Genomic DNA, 20,715 nt, shown 5'->3' on the forward strand with positions numbered 1-20,715 from the left:
CCTCGCGCAGCTGCCCGCCGACGGAGCGGTCGACGAGGGGCGATCCCGATCGGGATCCTGCGCCGCTCGCGCATCTCCGCTCCCCCTCGCGGGCCGAGGCGCGGTCTAGCTGCGCGATGCGTCGAGCGTGAGGCGCGTGGCGAACTCCCGCCGTTCTCCCGTCAGCGGGTCGTCGAACGCGAGGCGCTCGGCGAGCAGCTGCAGCGTGTGCGAGAAGTCGTACGGATCCGGGTCGACGTCGCGGGGATAGACGGGATCCCCGAGCAGCGGCATCCCGAGTCCGCTCATGTGCACGCGCAGCTGGTGGGTGCGCCCCGTGTGCGGCACGAGGGAGAACTCGCCCGCCCACCCGCCGCCGTGCGGGAACGCGCGCAGCAGCCGGATCGAGGTGCGCGCGTTGGGCGTACCGGGGATCTCGCGCACGGGGCGCTCGCCGTCGATCTTGCGCAGCCGCGAGCGGCGTTCGCGCTCCTCGCCGTCCTCCAGCCCGAGGGGCAGGGCGTCGCCGGGCGACCAGCCCGCGGGCAGGTGCGCGAGGGCGCGGTACGTCTTCTCGATCTCCCGGCGCTGGAACAGCGTCTGGTAGGCGCCGCGGGTCTCGGGGCGCCGCGAGAGGGCGAGCAGCCCGCCCGTGACGCGGTCGAGTCGGTGGATCGCCACGATGTCGTCCTCACCGCGCGCCACGCGCATCCGCGTCACGACGCACTCGCGCACGAAGACCCCGTTGGGCGTGGAGGCGAGGAACGGGGGCTTGTCGACGACGAGGAGGTCGGCGTCCTCGTGGACGACGTCGATCTCGAAGGGGATCGCGTCCTCGTATGGGACGGGCTTGTGGAACACGTAGAAGCCGCCGGGGATGACGGCGTCGTCGAGGCGCACGCGTCGGCCCGTCTGGTCGGTCAGCTCTCCCCGACCCGTGAAGTACTCCGGGGCGAGCGGCTCCGCGCCGAACGCCTGCTCGCGCCCCATCGTCGTCGGGATGACGATGTCGGAGAGCCACTCCCGCACGGTCGCCGGGACGGGCAGGTCACGGGCCGCGTGGGTCTGGGAGCCGCCAGGCGCGCGCAGGCGCGCCGCCGTGATCCCGTCGCGGGGAGGGAGGATCCGTTTTCCGAAGCGCGCCACGAGCACCGGAGTCTAGCGTCCGGCGGGTGTCACTCCCCCGTGAACGCGGCGCGCATCCGCGCGGACGCCTCGCGCGGATCCTCCGCGAGGCAGATGGCGGAGACGGCGCACACGCCGACGACGCCCGTTCCCCGGAGCTCAGCGGCCCGCGCGGCGTCGATGCCGCCGATCGCGACGCCGGGCAGCCCCGCCTCGGCCGCGAGGAGCGCGATGCGCTCCGGCCCGATCCCGGAGGGCGCGTCGGCCTTCGTCGCGGTGTCGTAGGCGGGGCCGATGCCGACGAGATCGACGGCGCCGCTCTCGCGGGCGGCCCGCAGCTCGCCGGACGTCGCGACAGACAGCCCGATGAGCGGCGCGGGGCCGAGCAGGTCTCTCACCTCGGCGGGCGGCGCGTCGGACTGCCCGATGTGCACGTGCACGGCGCGGCCGTCGCGACCGAGGTCGCGCGCGACCCGCACGCGGTCGTTGACGAACACCGGCACCTCTCGGGCGATGCCCTCGGCGCGGCGCACCCGGGCGATCGCGTCGAGGACGTCCTCGACCAGCACGCGGAACGCCGCGTCGGTCGCGGTCTTGTCCCGCACCTGCACGACGCCCGCGCCGCCCGCCACCGCGAGGGCCGCGGTCTCCGCGACCGTCCTCCCCGCGCGGGCGCACTGGGCCGTGTCGGTGACGAGGTACAGGGAGAAGTCGTACGGGGCGAGACGGCTCATGACCGCTCCTCGCTCCGCACCTCGGCCGTCACGGTGACGGCGGCGATCTCCTCCGGCGCGAGAGCGTGCAGGGCGTCGACGAACGCGACCGCGAAACTGCCGGGGCCCTGCGCGCTCTCCGCCGCTCGCGCGCCTGCGGCGGCGAAGTGCGCGTGCGCCGCGGCGACCGCCCAGAGAGCCGCGTCCGGGTCGGTGCGATCCGCGGCGCCGAGATAGGCCGCGGCGACCGCGCCGAGCGAGCAGCCCGTCCCGATGACGAGGGGCATGAGGTCGCTGCCGCCCCCGACGCGCACGACGTCGGCGCCGCCCTCGGCGCGCGTCCGCACGATCGCGTCGACCGGCCCCGAGACGGCGATGACGGATCCCGGGACGCCGGTTCCGGAGGCGAGCGCGCGCGACAGTTCGACGGCCGCGGGGAGCACCGCGTCGACCTCGTCGGTCGCGTCCACGCCCCGCCCGCCGGCGCCGTGCCCGGCGAGCGCCGCGATCTCGGAGGCGTTGCCGCGCACCGCCGTCGGGCGCTGGGCGGCCGCGGCGCGGATCCGCGTGGTGCGGTAGTCGACGCCGCCCACGCTGACGGGGTCGAGCACCCACGGCGTGCCGAGGGCGTTCGCCTCGGCGATCGCCGCGTCGGCGGCGAGGAGCTGATGGCTGGTCGCCGTGCCGAAGTTCACGAGGATGCCGTTCGCGATGCGCGCGAACTGCGCCGCGTCGGCCTCGTGGTCGAGCATCGCGGGCGAGGCGCCGCACGCGAGCAGCGCGTTGGCCGTCACCTGCTGCACGACGGTGTTGGTGATGCACTGCACGAGAGGAGCGGCCGCCCGCACCCTCTCGACGGCGTGCGCGATCTGCTGCATGACATTCCCTCCGCTGGAGCTACCCGGATCAGGTTCGACGGGTGTGATCTCAGCCGCGGTCGCGGCACCCCGTGTCAACGCAGATCAACCTACCGCATCGCGGGAGGGCGGCGGACGGTGCCCCCGGTGGGATTCGAACCCACACTGCGCCGAGTTTAAGTCGGCTGCCTCTGCCGGTTGGGCTACGGGGGCGGATGGCCGAAGCGCCCCTCCCGCGCATCGCGGGCAGGGGCGCTTCGGAGGACATCAGAGCGTCACTTCTCGTCGGTCTTCGGCTTGGGGCGCGAGGCGAACGCCTCGAAGAACGCGCGGGGATCCTGTGTGGCCTTCAGCTGCACCTGGTCGCGGCCCAGGAAGAAGTTGTGCCACCAGCCCCACAGGACGCGCCACTTGCGCTCCCACGTGGGCATCGCGAGGCCGTGGTAGCCGCGGTGCGCGCACCAGGCGAGGAAGCCCGTGAGGGCGATCTTGCCCGACTGGAAGGCGCCCTGGTAGAGGCCGAGACCCGCGACCGCGCCGAGGTTCTTGTGCACGTAGTCGACCGGCTGCTCTCCGCGCAGCGTGGCGACGACGTTCTTCGCGAGGCGCTTCGCCTGGCGCACCGCGTGCTGCGCGTTGGGCACGCACATGCCGCCCACGCCGCCGCCCGTGAGGTCGGGAACGGCCGCCACGTCGCCCGCGGCCCATGCGCCCTCGATCACGGCGCCGCTCTCGTCGACGACGCGCAGGTCGGCCTGCGTCGAGATCCGCCCGCGGGCCTCCCGCGGCAGGTCGCTGCCGTTCACGACCTGCGGGTTCGCCATGACGCCCGCGGTCCAGATGATGAGGTCGCTCGGGTACTCCTCGCCCGTGTTCGTCTTCACCACGCCGTCGGTCGCGTCGGCCACCTGCGTGTCGAGGTGCACGTACGCGCCGCGCCGAGCGAGGTCCTTGAGGACCTTCTCGCTCGTCTCGAGCGAGACCTCGGGCATGATGCGCCCCATCGCCTCGATGAGGTGGAACTGCGTCTCCTCGAAGGTGATCTCGGGGAACTTCTCGAGCAGGGCCGAGGCGGCCGAGCGCAGCTCCGCGAGCGTCTCGATGCCGGCGAATCCGCCGCCCACGACGACCGTCGTCAGGAGGCGCCGGCGCACCGGGCTCTCCTTCGGGAGCGCGGCCGCCTTCTCGAAGTTCGACACGAGCTGGTCGCGCACCGCGACGGCCTCCTCGATCGACTTCATGCCGATCGCGTGGTCGGCGATGCCCGGGATCGGGAAGGTGCGCGAGACGGACCCGGCGGTCACGACGATCTGGTCGTACTCGAGCTCCCAGCTCTCGCCGTGCTCGGGCGCGATCGTCGCCGTCCTGTTCGCGTGGTCGATGCTCGCGACCTTCGCGTTGATGACCTTCGTCTTCTTGAGGTGACGACGGTGCGAGACGACCGCGTGGCGGGGCTCGATGGCGCCGGCCGCGACCTCGGGAAGGAACGGCAGGTACGACATGTACGGGAGCGGGTCGACGACGATGACCTCTGCCTCCCCGGCTCGCAGGTGCTTCTCGAGCTTCCACGCGGTGTAGAAACCCGCGTATCCACCGCCGACGATGAGGATCTTGGGCACGGAAACTAATCTCCTTGGAATTTGTTCAGGAGCCCGTCCGCGCGTGCTGCGCGCGAACCGAGCGGATGCGCCGGGACACAGCGACGACGCCGAGCACGATCAGGATACCAGCGACGCTCAGGGCGACGAGCGGGAGGGTGACCTCGCGCAGGCTGTCGGACGACGGGACGAGGGGGCTGCCCGCCTCGGCGGGCGGGTCGGGCGGCGGGAGCGCCGGGATCTCCACGGGCTCCGGGGCGGGGGCGGGCTCCGCGTCGTTCGAGATCTCCCCGCTGCGGTTCAGCGTGATCCACTGGCGCAGCTCCTGGGCGGGGTTCTTGTCGACCGCCTCGACGTCGGCCTCCACCGCGGCCTGCGCGTCGACGAGGCCGAACCCGTAGAGCGGATCCCGCCCGTCGTACTCGCGCGGGGGCGGCGAGGCGGTCTGCAGGATCCGGTTGATCACGTTGCCGGCGTCGAGGTCGGGGTGCGCGGACCTCACCAGCGCCGCGATGCCCGAGACGATGGGGGCCGCGCCGCTCGTGCCGTTCCACTCGTTCACCTGCCCGGACGGGCTGATCCCGCGCAGGTGCTCGCTCGGGGCCGTCACGCCGATCGTGACGCCCTGGGTCGACGCCCCCTGGCTCGCGCGCCCCTCGCGGTCGACGCCGCCCACGACGAGCACCCCGGGCATCGTGGCGGGCGCGCCGACGATGTTCGTGCCGCTGTCCCGGTTCCCGGCGGCCGCGATCACGACGACGTCGTGCTCCATCGCGTAGAGGAACGCCTCATCCCAGCTCTCGCCCCAGGTCGGCTGGTTGATCGTGAAGGAGAGGTTGATGACGTCGGCGCCGTTGTCGACGGCCCAGTGGATCGCGTCGGCGACCTGATCGGAGAACGGCACCTCGCTGACGGATCCGAAGCCGAGGGAGATCGCGAGCACCTCCGCCTCGGGCGCGACGCCGATCATCCCGGCGTCGTCGGGCAGGCCGCGGGAGGCCGCCACCGATGCCACGTAGGTGCCGTGGCTGCGGGTGAGCGCGTTGTCGCCGAGGGGCATGCGCCCCTCCGGATCGCCGACGCCGGACATGTCGGCTCCGCCGACGACCGCGTCATCGAGCTCCGGGATGTCGGAGGCGACGCCGCTGTCGATGACGGCGATCCGCACGCCCTCGCCGCGGGTCGTCTCCCACGCGTCCGCGATGCCGTACTCCTCGAGCCAGTACTCCCGCGCGCGCTCCGGATCCTCCTCGTCCTCCTCCTCGTCGTCCGGGGACGGAGAGGGAGACGGGGTCGGAGACGGCGTCGAGGCCGGGGCCTGCTGCTCGACGTCCGCCTGCGCCGAGGCGGAGGCGGGGAGCGCGATCACGCACGCCAGCGCGAGGGCGATCAGCATCGCCCCCGGCCGCCGACGTACGACGGCCCTCACCCCGCGTCGTCCTCGGCGGCGAGCGCCGCGCCCGGGTTCTCGCACGCGCAGCGCTCGGGCGACCAGGACGACCTCTCCAGCGCCAGATCCCCGATGGGGTTCACGCCCGGCCCCGCCGCGAGGGCGTGGCCAGCGAGGGCGTGGAGGCACTTGACGCGGGTCGGCATGCCGCCCGAGGAGATGCCGGCGACCTCGGGCACGTCGCCGTACTGGGCGCGGTCGGCGAGGAACGCCTCGTGCGCGCGGGCGTAGGACGCGGCGACCTCGTCGTCCGAGGCCAGGAGCTCCGTGAACTCGACCATGACCTGCCCCGCCTCGAGCCGCGACATCTCCGCGGTGGCGGCGGGATGGGTGAGGTAGTAGAAGGTGGGGAACGGCGTGCCGGAGGGCAGGCGCGGAGCGGTGGCGACGACGGTGGGGTTCCCGCACGCGCAACGGGCGGCGATGCCGACGACGCCGCGGGCCTCGCGGCCGAGCTGCTCGCTGACGACGCGGATCTCGGCGGGGCGCACGGGAGGGAACGGCGGAGTGGTCATCACCTCACGAGCGTACCGGCGGAGCCGTCGCGAGTCCGGTCGCGCGTGGCGCGTTCCCCGCGAATGCGCGGGAAACCGTTACCCGGGGGTCTCGGTGGGCTCGGGGTCCGGGGCGAAGACGCCGCCGTCCGCTGGCTCCTCGGGGACCGCCTGCTGCGCGAGGCCGGCGTTCGCGACCGACCGCAGGAGGAACCCTGTCCAGTCGCTGCGCTTCTCCTCCACCTCGGCGCTCACGGGAGCGGGATCCTCGGGATCCTCGCTGTGGTCGAGATCGTCGTCGATGAGGTAGACGACCTCGCCCGGCATCATGTAGTAGAGCCGCTCGCGGGCCTGGCTGGTGATGTAGGCGGGGTCGCGCCACCGCTCCTTCTCGCGCTGCAGCTCGGCGATCTCGTCCTTCGTCACCTGCACCGAGTGCTCGGCGGCGCGGATCTGCTGACGGAGCTCGAGGTATCCGCCCACGCTCGGCACGAGCACGAGCACGGCCATCACGACCAGCGCGAGCATGATGACCGCGAACCAGGACAGCCGGATGCTGCCGAGCCAGTCGCGCGGGTCGACCGTCGCGGATCCTCCGCGCGAGGCGCGCCCGCTCGCCCGCTCCGAGCGGGAGGGCCGCGGCTGGGGAGGACGCGAGGAGGGAGCCGCAGGTCTTCTCATGCGGCTCCCTCCTCGTGATGACTTCTGTGCGATCAGCCCGCGAAGCGCGGGTAGGCGCCGCGGCCCGCGAACGTCGCCGCGTCGCCCAGCTCCTCCTCGATGCGCAGAAGCTGATTGTACTTCGCGACCCTGTCGCTGCGCGCGGGCGCGCCCGACTTGATCTGGCCGCAGCCGACGGCGACCGCGAGGTCGGCGATCGTGACGTCCTCGGTCTCGCCCGAGCGGTGCGACATCATGGCCGTGTAGCCCGAGCTGTGCGCGAGCGTAACCGCGTCGAGCGTCTCGGTGAGCGTGCCGATCTGGTTCACCTTCACGAGGAGGGAGTTCGCGACGCCCTCGTCGATGCCGCGCTTCAGGCGCTCGGGGTTCGTGACGAACAGGTCGTCGCCCACGAGCTGCACCTTGCCGCCGATGCGCTCGGTGAGGGCCTTCCAGCCCTCCCAGTCGTCCTCGGCCAGCGCGTCCTCGATCGTGACGAGCGGGTAGTTCGCGAGGAGCTCCTCGTAGTAGCCCGTGAGCTGCTCGGCGGTCCAGTCCTTGCCCTCGAAGCGGTAGACGCCGTTCTCGAAGAACTCGGTCGACGCCACGTCGAGGCCCACCGCGATGTCGGCGCCCGGCGTGAAGCCGGCCTTCTCGATCGCGGCCATGAGGAAGTCGAGCGCTTCGCGGTTGCTGGGCAGGTCGGGGGCGAAGCCGCCCTCGTCGCCGAGGCCCGTGGCGAAGCCGCCCGCGAGCAGCTCCTTCTTCAGCACGTGGTAGGTCTCCGCGCCCCAGCGCAGCGACTCGGCGAACGAGTCGGCGCCGTGCGGGACGAGGAAGAACTCCTGCATGTCGATGCCGTTGTCGGCGTGCTCGCCGCCGTTGATCACGTTGAGCGCGGGCACCGGGAGCACGTGGGCGTTCGCGCCGCCCACGTAGCGGTACAGCGGGAGGTCGGCGCTGTCGGCGGCGGCCTTCGCGACGGCGAGGCTCACGCCGAGGATGGCGTTCGCGCCGACGCGCTTCTTGTTGTCGGTGCCGTCGGTCTCGATGAGGGTCTGGTCGACGAGACGCTGGTCGCTGGCGTCGAGCCCCTCGATCGCCGGGCCGAGCTCGTCGAGGACGCCCTCGACGGCCTTCAGCACGCCCTTGCCGCCGTAGCGGCTCTTGTCGCCGTCACGCAGCTCGTACGCCTCGAACGCGCCGGTCGACGCGCCGGACGGGACCGCGGCCCGCTGGACGATGCCGTCGTCGAGGAGGACCTCGACCTCCACGGTGGGGTTGCCGCGCGAGTCCAGAATCTCGCGTGCGCCTACTGCCTCGATCAGTGCCATTGAGCTCTCCTGAGAAGGGGACGGTGTGCGGAACCTCGTCGGTCCACCGCCAGTCTAGGCCGCGGGACAGCCGCCGCCCACCCGTGCGGCGCGCCGCGGGCGGGATCCGCGGAGTGGACCCGTCACGCGATCCGGCGTCCTGCCCCCCACGCGCCCCGGACCTCCAGGTCGTCGTCGAGCAGCAGGGCGTCGGCGGCGGCCCCCTCGGCGAGCGAGCCGAGCTCGCCCTCGCGCCCGAGCGCGCGGGCGGGCACGACCGTGAGCGCCGCGATCGCGTCGACCAGCGGGATGCCGCACGCGCCGACCGCCTGCTGCAGGGCGCGGTCGAGCGTGAGGGTCGATCCGGCGATCGAGTCGCCCTCGGCGAGACGCGCGATGCCGTCCGCCACGCGCACGGCGAGCGGTCCGAGCATGTAGTCGCCGTCGGGCGCGCCGGCGGCGGCCATCGCGTCCGTGATGAGCGCGACGCGGCCGGGCGCGGCGTCGAACGCCATCCGCACCACATCGGGGTGCACGTGCACCCCGTCGTTGATGATCTCGAGCGTCACCTGCGGGGTGCGCATGGCGGCCACGATGGGGCCCGGCGCGCGGTGGCGGATGCCGTCCATCGCGTTGAACGCGTGGGTGAGGATCGAGGCGCCCGCGTCGAAGGCCGCGAGCGTCTCGTCGTAGTCGGCGGCCGTGTGGCCGACCGCGACCCGCACGCCCGCGTCGACGAAGCGGCGGATCGCGTCGAGGGCCCCTGGCTTCTCCGGCGCGAGCGTGATCTGCACGAGGGATCCGTCGGCTGCCGCGAGCAGAGCGTCGACGTCCGCGGGGGTCGCGTCCCTCAGGAGGCCGGGATCGTGCGCCCCCTTGTGGTCGAGGTCGAGGAACGGCCCCTCGAGATGCGCGCCGAGCACGAGCGGGTCGCGCCCGGCGACCGCCCGGACGGATCCGAGCCGCGCGGCGAGATCGTCGATGCCGGCCGTCACGAACGAGAGGACGGATCGGGTCGTGCCGTGCGCGCGGTGGGTCGCGAGCGCCCGCTCGATCGCCTCCTCGCCGTCGTCGAACGCCGCGCCTCCCCCGCCGTGCCCGTGGAGGTCGATGAATCCCGGCGCCAGCAGCCGCTCGCCGGCGTCGACGACCTCCCCATCGCCTGCCGCGCGCCACCCGTCGCCCGTGCCGCGCGCGACGATGCGATCGGCGTCGAAGCGCACCCAGCTGTCGGGGACGATCGAGGATTCGGTGACGAGGCGGGCGGAGTGGATGACGGTCATGATCCCACTCTAGATTCCGCTCTCCCGCCGGCCGCGCGTGTCCGGCACGGCGCCGCTCAGTCGCCCAGCGGCTTCTCCTCCAGGTCGGCCTGCCCCGCGGCGACCGACGCGAACGAGGTGAAGCCGTCGGCCTCCGCGCGCGCGAGGAGGCCCTTGAGGTTCTTCGTGCGGCGCTCCAGGCGCACGCGGGCGCCGCCGGCGACGAGACGGGCCTTGTGCGCCATGAGCTCGGCGACCGGCACGTCGCGGTCGTGCACGACGACGACCGCGCGGGCGGCCTCCTCGTCGCGGATCCGCACCAGGTCGACGATCCGCTCGAATCCGATGGAGAACCCGACCGCGGGCACGTCCTGCCCGAGGAAGCGCCCGATCATGCCGTCGTAGCGCCCTCCGCCGCCCAGGGAGAAGGACACGTCGGGGTGGGCGATCTCGAAGATCGTGCCCGTGTAGTAGCCCATGCCGCGCACGAGGAACGGGTCGAACGCCAGCGGGGCGTCCCCTCCCCCGCGGGCGGCGCGCACCGCGTCGCCGAGCCCCGCGAGGTGGTCGATGATCTCGTCGGGCACGCCCTCGGGGAGGCGGGCGCGGATCCCCTCGGCACCGAACGCGGCGTCGTCGCCCTCGGGGAGGCCGGCGAGGAACTCCTCGAACGCGGCGACCGCGTCCTCCGCTCCGCCGCGTTCGCGCAGCTCCGCCGCCACTCCGGACGGGCCGATCTTGTCGAGCTTGTCGATGGTGATGAGCACGCTCGGGCGCTGGTCCTCGGGGAACCCGAACGCGTCGAGCATCGCGTCGAGAGCGCGCCGGTCGTTGATGCGCACGGTCGCGCCGTCGAGGCCGAGGGCGCCCAGCACATCGAGGGTCGCCGTGATCAGCTCGGCCTCCGCGCGCGCGGACCCGTCGCCCATGATGTCGATGTCGCACTGCACGAACTGCCGGTAGCGCCCCTTCTGCGGGCGCTCGGCCCGCCAGACCGGGGCGATCTGCACCGAGCGGAAGACCGCGGGCAGCTCCGCGCGGTGGCTCGCGTAGAAGCGCGACAGCGGCACCGTCAGGTCGTAGCGCAGGCCGAGGTCGCTCAGCGCGTCCTGGTCGTCGGCCGCCGCGCGGATCGCGTCGGCGTCGAGACCGCGCCGGAGGACGTTGAAAGCCAGCTTCTCGTTGTCGCCGCCGACGCCCGCGTGCAGACGCGCGTGCTCCTCCATCACCGGCGTCTCGATCTCGTCGAACCCGTGGGCGCGGTAGCGCTCGCGGATCACGGCGAGCACGCGCTCGCGACGGGCCTTGTCAGCGGGGAGGAAGTCGCGCATGCCGCGCGGCGGGTTCACGGTTGCCATAGAGCCCCTATTCTTCCATCTCGGCGGTGCGGACCTCGTCGGCGAAGGCCCGCAGCCGCGTCCGCAGGGCGCGCTCGGCGTCCCAGCCGCGGTCGCGGGCGAGGGCTGCGAGGCCGAGGAGCGTCTCGCCGAGCTCCTCCTCGGACGCGGGCAGCAGAGTCTCCCCCTCCGCCTGCTCGATCGCCTCGGCGGCGCGGATCGCCTCGACGTGCTCCAGGCCGACCTCGACCCGCGCGCCCCTGCCCAGCACCTTCTGCGCCAGCGCGAGCGACGGCATCCCCGCGGGAACGCCGTCGAGCACCGATCGCCTCTCCCTCTTCTCCTCGGCCTTCGCGGCGTTCCAGAGCTCGAGCACGCGCTCGGGCGTCTCCGCGGTCTCGCCGGCGAAGACATGAGGGTGCCGCCGGATCATCTTGTCGGCCAGCGTGCGGGCCACGTCGTCGAGGTCGAACGGATCCTCAGGATGCTCCGACGCGACGGCGGCGTGGAAGAGCACCTGCCAGAGCAGATCCCCCAGCTCCTCGCGGAGCCCCGCGCGGTCGCCCGTCTCGACCGCGTCGATCACCTCCGCCGCCTCCTCCGTGAGGTACGGCACGAGCTTCTCGTGCGTCATCTCCCGCGACCACACGCATGACGCGTGCACCTCGCGCATCACCCGGGCCGCCCGCAGCAGCTGGTCTCCCTGATCCGTCACGCCCCCATTCTCCCGGACGCGCGCGGAGGGCCGCCTCGCACGCGCGAGACGGCCCTCCGGTCGAGGCGTCAGCTGCCGGAGGCGGGCTCCGACGCCGCCAGGCGCCGGTGGTGCGCGGCGCGCCACGACACGAGGAAGCCCGACAGGATCAGAGAGATCAGCGAGCCGATCAGGACGCCGAGCACGGCCTCGTCGGCGACGAGAGGATCGTCCGCGAACGCGAGGCGCGACAGGAGGAGCGACACCGTGAAGCCGATCCCGCCGAGCGCCGCCGCCGGCAGGATGTCGAGGAACGCGATGTCGGGCTTCCCGCCGTGACGCCCGATGAACGTCGACAGCCATCCGAAGAGCGTGATGCCGATGAGCTTGCCGACGGGCAGCGCGACCACGATCCCCCACAGCGCGGGCGAGAGCTCGTCGAGCGACACCTGCGGGATCGCGACGAGCGCCGAGAAGAACGCGAACACCGGCAGGATGAGCCCGTTGATCCACGGCTCGAGCGCGTGACGCGCCGCCATGCCCTCATGCTGTCGGATCACGAGGCCGAGCATGACGCCCGCGAGGGTCGCGTGGATGCCCGAGAGGTAGATGAACACCCAGGCGGCGAGCGCGACGACGATCATGAGCGGCACGATCGCCGCCTGGTTCTCCCGGCTGCGCACCCGGCTGAGGATCGCGAAGGCGACGACGAGCACGATGCCGATGCCGAGCTGGACCAGATCGAGGTCGGCCGTGAACAGGATCGCGATGAAGAGAATCCCGACGACGTCGTCGATGATCGCGAGGGCGAGGAGGAACACCCGCACCTGGGTGGGCAGCCCCTTGCCGAACATCGCGAGCACGCCGAGCGCGAAGGCGATGTCCGTGGCGGTGGGGATCGGCCACCCCGACCCCGTCTGGGGCCCGCGCGCGATCATCAGGTAGATGACGATCGGCACGATGACGCCGCCCGCCGCGGCGATCGCCGGGCGGATCGCCTTCGAGACGCTGTTGAGCTGACCGCGCGTGAGCTCGAACTGCAGCTCGACCGCGACGCCGAAGAAGAAGATCGCGAGGAGCAGGTCGGCGACCCAGTGCGACAGCGACAGGTTCAGGCCGATCGCCTCCGGGCCGATCTCGATGTGGCTCAGATGGATGATCTCGTCGCCGAACGGGAGGTTGGCGAGGACGAGGCCGAGCGCGGCGGCGCCCAGGAGGAGGAACGCGGGAAAGCGCTCGGAGCGGAGAAGCGACATGGATTCCTTCGTCGATCGGAGTTGTCTCGCGAGGGGAAGCCCCGCGAGGCCGACCAGACTTCCCGGCGCACCGGTCTCCACCCTACCGCGCGCATGGCGGCGCCTCCGTCGGCGACGAGCGGCGAGCGGCGGGCCGTTCGTCGGCCGCGACGCCGATCGCCCGCTCGCCTCGTCCCCCTCCCCTTCTCGGCGATCCGACGCGCGCGACCCTCCGCGGCGGGGAGCACGATGCCGTCCGGGCGCGGAGTGCGACACTGTCGGGATGACGGCGCGCGGGGGTTCCGGACCGGACGGCACGGAGGGACGAGGGTCGGACGGATGGCTCGGCCTCGCGGCGTTCTCCCTCCTGGGCGTCCTCGCGGTCGTCGGCGCGGACCTCGTGCGCCGCACGGTCGCGTGGAGCGCCTCGGGCCCCGCCCGGTCGGCGTTCGACGCGTGGACGCCGACGATCGTCCCAGCGCACGCCGGCTACACGGTCGACCCGTGGCCGGACCGGATCTGGGTGACGCTCCTCCTCGCACTGGGACTGCTCCTCGCGGCCGGCTGGATGCTCCTCCCTGGGCGTCGGCGCCCCGTGCCGCGGTGGCTCCGCGCACTCGCGCTCTGGCTCTGCGTGGTGGCGGCCGCCGTCGTCGTCACCGGGGTCGCGCAGCTGGGCGAGTGGATCCTCGACATCGAGACGTTCGGCGGCCGCGGCGGGTCCCGCATCCGGGGGTTCACGCTGCCCGCGCTCGGGGAGGCCGCCCGCTGGGGACTGCTCTGGGGGTGGATCCCCGCTCTCGCGAGCGCGCTGATCGGCGCGACGGGACCGCGGATCGCGAACCGGCGCGGCGCGCTCGTCCTCCTCATCGCGCTCCTGACCGCGGCGGTCGCGGCCGGTGCGGGCCTGGCGACGTCGACCTACGGCGCGGCGCTCTCCGCACGCACGGAGGTCGCGTCCCGCGAGGATCCCGCGTCGCCGGACGGGCAGGATCCGCTGGCGCCCGCGGATCCGCCGCCCTCCGTCGCCCCCGTCGCCGATCCCGACTTCCCGACGCGCTGCGCCGCCGACGACGTCGAGGTGACGATCGCGGGCGTCGACGCGGCGACAGGCTCCCGCCTCCTCGCCCTCGAGGCGCGCAACACGTCATCCGCGGCGTGCGACCTCCGCGGATGGCCCGATCTCGCGTTCGCCTCCGCCGACGGCGAGGAGATCCGTCCGGCGATCGCGCGCACCACGCGCACGCCGTCCGGTCAGGACGTCGACGACGAGCCGGTGACCATCGCACCGGACGGCGTCGCCCGCGCCGACCTCACCTGGCGCGCGCCGACGGGGCGCCCCGAGGACCTCGCCGTGCTCATGGCGCCGTGGGCGGGTGCGGATCGCATCGCCGAGACCGAGACGCTCGACATCGTCGACGACGGCGAGATGGATCTGACACCCTGGCACGCGCGGGCCGGGTGACCCCGCGCGCGGCCCGGGCGCCTCAGTCGGCGGCCGACGCGGCCGCCTCCTCCTTCTTCGGCAGCGGGAAGATCGCGTCGAGCAGGCGGCTCACCCACTCGAGCAGCGCGGCGTCCTCGAGCGCCTCGCCGCCCGCCGTCGGCAGCGGCACGAGCAGGGCGTCGGCCCCGCCGATCACCTTCGCCCCTGGGTAGAGGCGCGTCAGCCGCACCTTCATCGAGTCGGGCAGCGCGGCGGGCGCGATGCGGAGGTTCCTGCCCATCGCGACGACGTCCGCGAGCTGCGACTGCGCGGCGCGGCGGCGCAGGCGGGCCACGTCGACGAGGCCCTTCGCCGCCTCGGGCAGCTCGCCGTACCGGTCGACGAGCTCGTCGACGACGAGCTCGATCGCGTCGTCGTCGGCCTGCGCCGTCGCGGCCGCCGACAGCTTCTGGTACGCCTCGAGGCGGAGCCGCTCGCTGTCGATGTAGTCGTCGGGGATGCGCGCCTCGACCGGCAGCTCGAGCCGCAGCTCGGTCGGCCCCTCGGCCGCCTCCCCGCGGAACTCGCTGACCGCCTCGCCGATCATCCGGAGGTACAGGTCGAAGCCGACCCCCGCGATGTGGCCCGCCTGCTCGGCGCCCAGCAGGTTGCCCGCTCCGCGCAGCTCGAGGTCCTTCATCGCGACCTGGATGCCGGATCCGAGATCGTTGTGCACGGCGATCGTCTCCAGCCGGTCGGCGGCCGTCTCCGTGAGCGGCTTGTTCTCGTCGTAGACGAAGTACGCGTACGCGCGCTCGCGACCGCGCCCCACGCGTCCGCGCAGCTGGTGCAGCTGGGCGAGGCCGTACTTGTCGGCGCGGTCGATGATGATCGTGTTCGCGTTGGCGATGTCGATGCCCGTCTCGATGATCGTCGTGCACACGAGCACGTCGAACTTGCGCTCCCAGAAGTCGTCGACCACCTGCTCGAGCTGCTGCTCGCTCATCTTGCCGTGGGCCACCGCGATCCGCGCGTCCGGAACGAGCTCCGCGAGGTGGCTCGCGACGCGCTGGATGCTCGTCACGCGGTTGTGCACGTAGAACACCTGCCCCTCGCGCAGCAGCTCGCGCCGGATCGCCGCGGCGATCTGCTTGTCGCTCGACGGGCCGACGTACGACAGGATCGGGTGCCTGTCCTCCGGGGGCGTCGCGAGGGTCGACATCTCGCGGATCCCCGTCACCGCCATCTCGAGCGTGCGCGGGATGGGCGTCGCGCTCATCGCGAGGATGTCGACGTTCGTCTTGAGCTTCTTCAGCGCGTCCTTGTGCTCGACGCCGAAACGCTGCTCCTCGTCGACGATCATGAGCCCGAGATCCTTGAACACCACCCCGTCCGTGAGGATCCGGTGGGTGCCGATGACCATGTCGACGGAGCCGTCGGCGAGGCCGCGCACGGTGTCGCGCGCCTGCGCGTCGGTCTGGAAGCGGCTGAGGGGGCGCACCTTCACGGGGAAGCCCGCGAAGCGCTCGGAGAACGTCTCGAGGTGCTGCTTGACGAGCAGGGTCGTGGGCACGAGCATCGCGACCTGCTTGCCGTCCTGGATCGCCTTGAACGCGGCGCGCACGGCGACCTCGGTCTTGCCGAAGCCGACGTCGCCGGAGAGCAGGCGGTCCATGGGGATCTCGCGCTCCATGTCGCGCTTGATCTCGTCGATCGTCTGCAGCTGGTCGGGCGTCTCCGCGAACGGGAACGCCTCCTCGAGCTCGCGCTGCCAGGGCGTGTCCGCTCCGAACGCGTAGCCCTTCGACGCCATGCGCGCCGAGTAGAGCTTCACGAGCTCCACGGCGATGTCGCGCACGGCCCTGCGTGCCTTCTTCTTGGCCTGCGCCCAGTCGGAGCCGCCCATCTTCGACAGCTGGGGGCTCTCGCCGCCGACGTACTTCGACAGGAGGTCGAGCTGGTCGGTCGGCACGAAGAGCTTGTCGCCCGGATACCCGCGCTTCGACGGCGCGTACTCGAGGACGACGTAGTCGCGCATCGTCTTCTGCGCGTTCCGGCCGCCGGTCGAGACCTCCCGCTGGGTCAGCTCGACGAAGCGCCCGATGCCGTGCGTGGCGTGGACCACCGGGTCCCCCGGCTTCAGCTGCAGGGGATCGACGACGTTGCGCCTCCGGGACGCGAGCTTCTTGACGACGCGGGTGTCGCCGCCGACCGTGCGCCCGTAGAGCTCGCTGTCGGTCAGCACCGCGAGCCGGGCCTCCGCGACCTGGAAGCCGCGCTCGATCTGCCCGACGGTCAGCGTCGCGACGCCGCTCTCGGGCGCGTCGTCGAGGCTCTCGACGGCGCGAGCGGCGAGTCCCCGCTCGCTCAGCACGTCGCGGGCGCGATCGACGAGGCCCGTTCCCGAGGACGAGACGACGACCGCCCACCCCTCGCTCAGCCGCCCGGCGACGAACTCGATCGCGCCGTCGACGTTCCCGGAGAAGGACGGGATCGCCTCCCCGGCGATCCGGCTGGCGCTCTCGGCGTCGGCGAGCACCTCCTCGTCGGCCTCCGCGAGCTCGGCTTCGATCTCGCCGAGGCCCGAGTCGAAGGGGCTGAGCGACCACCACACGCCCTTCTTCGCGTGCAGGTCCTCCTTCAGCCTGCCGATCGGGAGGAACCCCGTGCTGGCGAGGTCGAGGGGCGCCGACCCCCCGGCCATGGCGGCGTTCCAGGCCGCCTCGAGGAACTCGGCGTTCGTCTCGGCGAGGCTGATGGATCGCGAGACGGCCCGCTCGGGATCGACCAGCGCGACGACGGCGCCCTCCGGGAGGTACTCGACGAACGACACGAGGGGTCCGGCGACGAGCGTCGACAGCGACTCCATGCCCTCGGCGGGGATGCCCTCCGCCATCTTCTCGAGCATCTGCGCGATCCCGGGATAGTCGGGCTGCAGACGGCGGGCGCGCTCGCGCACCTCGGGGGTGAGCAGCAGCTCGCGGCTCGGCATCAGCTCGACCTCGGCCACCGCGCCCGGCAGCGACCGCTGATCGGCGACGGAGAACTGGCGGATCTGATCGACCTCGTCGCCGAAGAACTCGACGCGGAAGGGGTGGTCCGCGGTCGGGGGGAAGACGTCGAGGATCCCGCCGCGCACCGCGAAGTCCCCGCGCCGCGAGACCATGTCGACGCGATGGTAGGCGAGCTCGACGAGCCGCTCGACGACCTCCTCGAGCCAGAGGCCCCTCTCTCCGACGACGAGCCGCACGGGGTCGGCGGACCCGAGACCGGGGACGAGGGGCTGGATCGCCGCGCGGATCGACGCCGTGATGACGAGCGGCGCGCCGCCGTCCCAGGTCGTGAGGGCGCGCAGCGCGGCGAGGCGACGTCCGACGGTCTCGGGGCTCGGGCTCAGCCGCTCGTGCGGGAGCGTCTCCCAGGCCGGCAGGTCGCGCACCTCCGCGTCGGGGACGAGCGCGCGCAGCGCGTCGGCGAGCGCATCCGATCGGCGGCCCGTGGGGGCGAGGGCGACGAGCACCGCGGGCGCGCCGGACGCGCGGCGGCGACGCAGCAGCGCCGCGAGCGCGGGGGCGTCGAGCCCGTCCACGAGCGAGAGGTCGGCGTCGACCGACGACACGGCAAGCGCGTCGCGGAACGACTCGGAGGATTCGAGGGCGTCGAGGATCCCGGAGACAGTCACCGAACAAGGGTACGCGGGCAGGCTCCGGGCGAGGGCGCCGTTACGCTGGGGGCGTGACCGGACCGCCGTATGCCGCTCCCCCGCGCCCCGCCGCGCTCTCCGAGAGGAGGAGCCCGGTGCTGGGCATCGTCGCGCTCTGCGCGTCGGTGCTCGCGGTCCTCGTCGGAGCCGTCGGCATCTGGCTCTCCGGACGGGCGCTGGGACGCATCCTGCGCATCGTCGACTACGCCGATCTGGTGATCGCGACGGAGGCGCAGCTCTGGGAGAGCCTCGAGCGGGCGCTCGGCGCGCTGATCATCCTCGTCATCGCCTGGGTCGCCCACGCCCTCGTCGCCTGCTGGGGCCTCGTGCAGGGCATCGTCGCGACGGCCCTCGGGCGCGGGCGCGGGTGGGCGATCGCCGCGATCGCCGTCGCGCTGACGGGCTGGATCCTGCTCTTCGCCGTCACGCAGGAGGCGCTCATCTCCGGGGCGCTGGGCATCGTGCCCTTCGTCGACCTCTTCACCTAGAGGAAGAAGGCGGCGCTCACGCCCGCGGCGCGTGCACCTTCTGCTGCGCGGCGAGGAGCCCCTCGTCGGCGATGAGCTCGGCCGCGTCCGCCGCGTCGGCGACGAGGATCGGCAGCGTCTTCCGCTCGGTCGCCGAGAACTCGGACAGCACCCAGTCGGCAGGGTCCTGCCGGCCGGGAGGCCGCCCGATCCCCACGCGCACCCGGGCGAAGTCGGGGGTGCCGAGGGCCTTGGCGATGTCGCGGATGCCGTTGTGCCCTCCGTGCCCGCCGCCCGACTTCAGCTTGAGCGCGTCGAACGGGATGTCGAGCTCGTCGTGCACGACGACGACGTGGTCGGGGGCGATCCGGAAGAACGACGCGAGCGCCGCGGCGGGACCCCCCGACGTGTTCATGTAGCCGTTCGACTTCGCGAGCACGAGCTTCGCCGCGCCGGGACGCAGCCACGTCTCCGCGACCCGCGCGCCCGCGCGGTGCTGCTTCCAGTTCGCGCCGCGTCGCGCCGCGACCTCGTCGACGACCATCTGTCCGACGTTGTGTCGCGTGCGCTCATAGCGCGGCCCGGGGTTCCCGAGCCCCATGACGAGCCAGGTGTCGGCCATGCGCGCTCCCCTCTCTTCTCTCCGACGTGCGGAGACGGGGAGGGGGCGCGGTCTCCCGCACCCCCTCCCCGTCCGATCGCGGGTCTACTCCGCGGCGCCCTCGGCGGCCTCGCCCTCGGCGGCGTCCGCCTCGTCGTCAGCCGACGCGGACGGCGTCGAGATCGTCACGACGACCAGCTCGGGGTCGTCGGCGAGGACGACGCCCTCGGGGAGCGCGAGGTCCTTGGCGTAGACGTGCTGGCCGTCCTCGCGCCCCTCGATGTCGACCACGATGTGGTCGGGGATGCTCGTGGCCTCGGCCTCGACGCGGATCGCGGTGGCGCTCAGCGTGTGGATGGTGCCCGCGAACGACTCGCCCTCGGTGATGTAGGGGACGTCGACGACGAACTTCTCGCCGCGCTTCACGACGACGAGGTCGACGTGCTCGATGATCTGACGCACCGGGTCGCGCTGCACGTCCTTGACGAGCGCGCGCTGCTCGGCGCCGTCGATGTCGAGGTCGATGACGGCGTTGGCCGTGCGGACGATCAGCCCGAGCTCGTGGGCCGGCAGCGCGAGGTGCTGCGGCTCGGTGCCGTGGCCGTAGAGGACGGCGGGCGTCTTGCCGGCGGCGCGCAGGCGGCGGGCGAAGCCCTTGCCGAACTCGGTGCGGATCTCTGCAGAGAGCTTGTTCTCGTCGCTCATGTTCACTCCTGGATGGGATCGGCACGCGGCGAGAGAGCCAGGCCACGTGGACGTGCGGTGTTCCCCGGCGCGAACGCACAGCGTGACCAGACCCGGAGGGCCTGCTTCACCGCGTCGATCACGGACGCGTGCCGCGTCCCTCGCCGAGGTCGCGTCCTATGGTACCGGATGCGCCGGATAGGATGGGACGCGAGCGCCTCGGCGCTCCCCTCGCCTTCCGCCCCCACGCCCCTGGAGACGCACATGGACGCCTCGCACATCCTCGTTCTGGTCATCGCCGGCCTCTCGGCCCTCTCGGTCGTCACCTTCACGGGCGCCTTCCTCGCGATGACCCGCGAGGCGCGCGAGAAGCGCTGACGCCGTCCGCTAGGCGGTCGGCGTCACGAGGCGGACCTCGCCGACGCGGACCGAGATCGTCTCGCCCGGATCCACGGGGCACAGCGCCCTCGGCGCCCCGGTCATGACGACGTCGCCGGGCCCCAGCTCGCTCCACGCCGCCACGTAGGCGAGGCAGTCGCGGATCCCGACGGGCAGCTCGTCGCTCGACATCCGGATCGGCCGGCGGTCGCCGACGGCGAGCTCGACGTCGACGTCGTCGATGTCGGCGCGCGTGTCGATCCACGGGCCCAGCGGGGTGTACCCCTCCCCCGACTTCGACTCGAAGTTGCGCGGATCCCACGCGGCCCGATCGGGGCTGGAGAGATCGTCGACCGCCGTGATGCCCAGGACGAACTCGTGCGCGGTCTCGGGGGTCAGGCCGGCGGTGGGCCGGCCGATCACGACGGCGATCTCGCCCTCGGCGACCACCTGACCGGCATCCCGCCGCAGGCAGACGACGCGTCCGCTCGGGACGACGGTGCGCGGGCTCTTCAGCCACGCCTGCACGGGAGAGGCGTGGTCGGGCCCGTTCTGGGCGATGCCGACGACCACGAGGGGTTCGCAGGGCGCGAGCAGCTCGCCGACGACGGGATCGCCGAGGTCTCGCGCCTCCCGCCCCGCCGCGAAGGCCTCAAAGGGATCCTCGACGGGAACGAGCGCGTCGCCCTCCCGCCGGACGGTGGGGGCGGCCCCCCGCCGCCCCCCCCCCCCCCAACCC

General features: G+C 73.0%; 18 protein-coding genes, 1 tRNA gene and 1 riboswitch. Of the genes, 2 read left to right on the forward strand and 17 right to left on the reverse strand.

Features of this window, described 5'->3' with window-relative positions:
• Positions 1–105: 105 nt before the first annotated feature.
• The 13 genes from NHL53_RS13895 to nhaA form a co-directional block, all read right to left on the reverse strand.
• Positions 106–1,125 (reverse strand): pseudouridine synthase, encoded by a 1,020-nt coding sequence (locus tag NHL53_RS13895; RefSeq protein ID WP_433777486.1) that lies wholly within the window; start codon positions 1,123–1,125, stop codon positions 106–108.
• Between the two features lie 29 nt (positions 1,126–1,154).
• Positions 1,155–1,838, reverse strand: a complete 684-nt coding sequence (gene thiE, locus NHL53_RS13900; RefSeq protein ID WP_433777487.1) for a thiamine phosphate synthase — start codon at positions 1,836–1,838, stop codon at positions 1,155–1,157.
• A complete protein-coding gene (gene thiM, locus NHL53_RS13905; protein ID WP_433777488.1) occupies positions 1,835–2,695 on the reverse strand; it encodes a hydroxyethylthiazole kinase in 861 nt (286 codons plus the stop codon). Before thiM ends, thiE begins: the two co-directional genes overlap by 4 nt.
• Positions 2,683–2,777: riboswitch (TPP riboswitch) on the reverse strand. It overlaps the preceding gene by 13 nt.
• A gap of 36 nt (positions 2,778–2,813) precedes the next feature.
• Positions 2,814–2,887, reverse strand: a tRNA-Leu gene (locus NHL53_RS13910).
• A gap of 62 nt (positions 2,888–2,949) precedes the next feature.
• Positions 2,950–4,293 (reverse strand): NAD(P)/FAD-dependent oxidoreductase, encoded by a 1,344-nt coding sequence (locus tag NHL53_RS13915; RefSeq protein ID WP_433777489.1) that lies wholly within the window; start codon positions 4,291–4,293, stop codon positions 2,950–2,952.
• A gap of 25 nt (positions 4,294–4,318) precedes the next feature.
• Positions 4,319–5,668, reverse strand: a complete 1,350-nt coding sequence (locus tag NHL53_RS13920; protein ID WP_433777490.1) for a S8 family serine peptidase — start codon at positions 5,666–5,668, stop codon at positions 4,319–4,321.
• A 29-nt stretch (positions 5,669–5,697) separates the two neighbouring features.
• Positions 5,698–6,237, reverse strand: coding sequence for a DUF501 domain-containing protein (locus NHL53_RS13925; RefSeq protein WP_433777491.1), 540 nt, complete (start codon positions 6,235–6,237; stop codon positions 5,698–5,700).
• A 78-nt stretch (positions 6,238–6,315) separates the two neighbouring features.
• Entirely contained in the window at positions 6,316–6,897 is a 582-nt protein-coding gene (locus NHL53_RS13930; protein ID WP_433777492.1) for an FtsB family cell division protein, read from the reverse strand.
• A gap of 32 nt (positions 6,898–6,929) precedes the next feature.
• Complete coding sequence (eno, locus tag NHL53_RS13935; RefSeq protein WP_433777493.1) at positions 6,930–8,210, reverse strand: phosphopyruvate hydratase; 1,281 nt, start codon at positions 8,208–8,210, stop codon at positions 6,930–6,932.
• A gap of 122 nt (positions 8,211–8,332) precedes the next feature.
• Entirely contained in the window at positions 8,333–9,472 is a 1,140-nt protein-coding gene (gene nagA, locus NHL53_RS13940) for an N-acetylglucosamine-6-phosphate deacetylase (protein ID WP_433777494.1), read from the reverse strand.
• A 56-nt stretch (positions 9,473–9,528) separates the two neighbouring features.
• Complete coding sequence (hisS, locus tag NHL53_RS13945; RefSeq protein ID WP_433777495.1) at positions 9,529–10,809, reverse strand: histidine--tRNA ligase; 1,281 nt, start codon at positions 10,807–10,809, stop codon at positions 9,529–9,531.
• Between the two features lie 7 nt (positions 10,810–10,816).
• Complete coding sequence (locus NHL53_RS13950) at positions 10,817–11,461, reverse strand: MazG family protein (protein WP_433777503.1); 645 nt, start codon at positions 11,459–11,461, stop codon at positions 10,817–10,819.
• Between the two features lie 110 nt (positions 11,462–11,571).
• Positions 11,572–12,738, reverse strand: a complete 1,167-nt coding sequence (gene nhaA, locus NHL53_RS13955; RefSeq protein WP_433777496.1) for a Na+/H+ antiporter NhaA — start codon at positions 12,736–12,738, stop codon at positions 11,572–11,574.
• Between the two features lie 262 nt (positions 12,739–13,000).
• Here nhaA and NHL53_RS13960 point away from each other — a divergent pair, with 262 nt between their 5' ends.
• Entirely contained in the window at positions 13,001–14,182 is a 1,182-nt protein-coding gene (locus tag NHL53_RS13960) for a DUF4232 domain-containing protein (protein WP_433777497.1), read from the forward strand.
• A gap of 22 nt (positions 14,183–14,204) precedes the next feature.
• Here the strand turns inward: NHL53_RS13960 and mfd are convergent, their stop codons facing one another.
• Complete coding sequence (mfd, locus tag NHL53_RS13965; RefSeq protein ID WP_433777498.1) at positions 14,205–17,825, reverse strand: transcription-repair coupling factor; 3,621 nt, start codon at positions 17,823–17,825, stop codon at positions 14,205–14,207.
• A gap of 53 nt (positions 17,826–17,878) precedes the next feature.
• Here mfd and NHL53_RS13970 point away from each other — a divergent pair, with 53 nt between their 5' ends.
• Positions 17,879–18,334 (forward strand): hypothetical protein, encoded by a 456-nt coding sequence (locus NHL53_RS13970; protein WP_433777499.1) that lies wholly within the window; start codon positions 17,879–17,881, stop codon positions 18,332–18,334.
• 16 nt (positions 18,335–18,350) lie between these two features.
• Here NHL53_RS13970 and pth read toward each other — a convergent pair whose 3' ends face one another.
• The 3 genes from pth to NHL53_RS13985 all read right to left on the reverse strand — a co-directional run.
• Complete coding sequence (gene pth / locus NHL53_RS13975; protein WP_433777500.1) at positions 18,351–18,935, reverse strand: aminoacyl-tRNA hydrolase; 585 nt, start codon at positions 18,933–18,935, stop codon at positions 18,351–18,353.
• A gap of 84 nt (positions 18,936–19,019) precedes the next feature.
• Positions 19,020–19,619: a 50S ribosomal protein L25/general stress protein Ctc gene (locus NHL53_RS13980; RefSeq protein ID WP_433777501.1), complete on the reverse strand. Its 600-nt coding sequence runs from the start codon at positions 19,617–19,619 to the stop codon at positions 19,020–19,022.
• 366 nt (positions 19,620–19,985) lie between these two features.
• The coding region (locus NHL53_RS13985; RefSeq protein WP_433777502.1) for a fumarylacetoacetate hydrolase family protein at positions 19,986–20,715 on the reverse strand (730 nt) is incomplete at its 5' end.

It is taken from the genome of Microbacterium sp. gxy059, assembly GCF_050958665.1.
Classification (GTDB): Bacteria; Actinomycetota; Actinomycetes; order Actinomycetales; family Microbacteriaceae; genus Microbacterium.